The organism is Streptomyces sp. NPDC057939 (genome assembly GCF_042887545.1).
In the GTDB taxonomy this organism is placed as follows: Bacteria; Actinomycetota; Actinomycetes; order Streptomycetales; family Streptomycetaceae; genus Streptomyces.
Genome location: NZ_JBHVPG010000123.1, coordinates 1 through 2,405 on the forward strand (window position 1 = coordinate 1; position 2,405 = coordinate 2,405).

Here is a 2,405-nt window from a genome sequence, read left to right on the forward strand (position 1 = left end):
TCCTCCACACCTACAACCATCACCGCTGCCACACCGCACTCGACGGCAACCCACCCATCAGCCGTGTGAACAACCCTGCGGGTCAATACACCTAGGGCCTGTCGGCCGAGCCCCCGCCCCGGCCGCGCCCCGGCTCACGCCGCGAGAGCCGGGCGGGCCGGGTGCGCCGGGTGGGCGGCGCTCCGGCGGTCGGGGCCCGGGAGTTCGAGGCGCCGCCCGGCGAACGCGGCCCGCAGCCGCCGGTCGTGGGTGACCACCACGAGGGTTCCGGTGTACGGCGCCAGCGCCGCCTCCAGCTCCTCCACCACGGCGGGAGCCAGGTGGTTGGTCGGCTCGTCGAGCAGCAGCAGGTTCAGCGGCCCGGCGGTGACGAGGCGGCCCAGCTCCAGCTTCCGCCGCTGGCCCGCCGACAGCTCCCGGACCGGCCGGTCCAGGTCGGCGGCGGCCAGCAGGCCGAGCCCGGCCACCCGTGCCGCCCGGACCTCCCCGAACAGTGCGGATGCCGACCGGGCCTCGTCCGCGAGCGGATCGTCCTGCCGCAGCATCCCGACGCGGCCCGGCACCCGCAGGGCCCCTCGGGTCGGGGCCAGTTCACCGGCGAGCAGGCGCAGCAGGGTGGACTTCCCGGCGCCGTTGGGCCCGGTGACCAGCAGCCGTTCGCCCGGTTCGAGGCGCAGCGACAGCGGGTCGAGTCGGCCCGGCACCGTGATTCCCTCGGCGTGGACGGCCCCCGTCGCCTCGCCTCCGGTGAAGCCGCCGATGAAGACGAGCGGCTCAGGGGGCCGGGGTACGGGGTTGTCGTTCATGCGCTGGAGCCGTTCCCTGGCGTTGCGGATGCGGCTCATGGCGCCGTGGGCACGCGACCGCGCCCGGAACGCGCCCGCTCCGCTGAAGGCCGCCGGGGCCTTACGCGGGATCACCGCGAGCCGGTCGATGTGCCGGTTGGCCAGGCGTTCGACGCGCCGGGTCTCCTCGCGCCATTCCTCGTGTTCGCGCTCCCAGCGCGCTCGGGCGGCGGCGCGGGCGGCCAGGTGGCCCGCGTAGCCGTTGCCGTGGCGGTGCACGGTGCGGCGTTCGTGGTCGACCTCCAGGACGGTGGTGGTGACGCGGTCCAGGAAGAGCCGGTCGTGGGTGACGGCAACGACCGTGCCGCGATGGGTCAGCAGGCGTTGCTCCAGCCAGTCGACGGCCTCGTCGTCGAGGTCGTTGGTCGGCTCGTCCAGCAGCAGCAGTTCCGGTTCACAGGCGAGGGCGCCGGCGAGGGCGAGCCGGGAGCGCTGCCCGCCGGAGAGGGTGCCGAGGACCCGGTCGGGGTCCAGCGGCTCGCGTTCGCCGAGCCGACGCAAGGTGGTGGCGAGGCGCCGTTCGGCCCCGTGGCCGCCGCGCGCCTCGTGGCGGGCCAGCAGGATGTCGTAGGCGGCGAGTTCCTCGACGCCGGCCAGGTGCATCAGGGCCTCGGCCGAGTGGATGTCGCGCTCCAGGGCGCGCAGTTCGGCGAGGGCGTGGTCGACGGCGTCGCCGACGCGCGCGGTGAGCGGGAGGTCGAGGGTCTGGCCCAGGTGGGCCAGACCGCCGGGGGCGCGGACGAGGACCTCGCCCCGGTCGGGGCGCTCCAGTCCGGCGAGCATCCGCAGCAGGGTGGACTTGCCGGAGCCGTTGTCCCCGACGACTCCGACCCGTTCGCCGGGCCGGACCGTCAGACTCACGCGGTCGAAGACGGGGCGCGCGTCGTAGCGCTTGCCGACCTCGGACAGGACGATCTGGGTTGCGGCGAGTGGAGTGCGCAAGCGCGTTCCTTTCGTTGACGACAGGGGAAGCGGGACCGGTAATCTAGTTCAAGACGGACCGTCTCGTCTCGCTTGGAGGACGATAGTACCCCGCGCCGACCTGTCACGCAAGACGCCCCGTCTCGCCAAAATGCGAACGGAGTAGAAGGGTTGGCCACGCGAGCCCCCGGGCCTCACGCCGACCCCACCTCCGGCCCCCTGCCGGGGACGGGCGCCGGTAAGCACCACCCCCTGCTTCGCCTAGGCCCCCTTATCGAAAGAGGCCTACCAGACGGTGGGCCCCTCAGTCTTCGCTGCGTCGGCACGCCCACGGCTACCGCAGGCCGGCCACCGAGGCGGCGGGCAGGGGGCAGGCAAGGGTCAGGACGCGTTCGGTCAACTGCCCGGTGAGATGGGAGTCGGTGAGGGCGGCATCGGTCAGCCAGTCCGCTGCGGTCAGCTGGTCGACCAGGCGCTCCAGCTCGCCGACACCGGCCGGGACCATGGCAGCCAGAGTGGTCAGGAAGACGCCGTGGCCGCCGAGACCCAGACGTCCCGATGCCGAACTCTGGGTGGCCAGGGTCAGGGCGAGCAGGCGGGTGGCGGAGGTGGCCTTGGTTTTGCGGAGCTTCTTGTCCG

Annotated in this window: 1 protein-coding gene and 1 pseudogene; both read right to left on the minus strand. The window is 73.6% G+C overall.

Annotated elements, in window-relative coordinates; all coding sequences use genetic code 11:
• Positions 1-134 precede the first annotated feature (134 nt).
• Positions 135-1,787, minus strand: coding sequence for an ABC-F family ATP-binding cassette domain-containing protein (locus ACFVS6_RS42905; protein WP_389711968.1), 1,653 nt, complete (start codon positions 1,785-1,787; stop codon positions 135-137).
• Between the two features lie 313 nt (positions 1,788-2,100).
• Positions 2,101-2,405: pseudogene (locus ACFVS6_RS42910) on the minus strand (hypothetical protein); the annotation flags it as partial.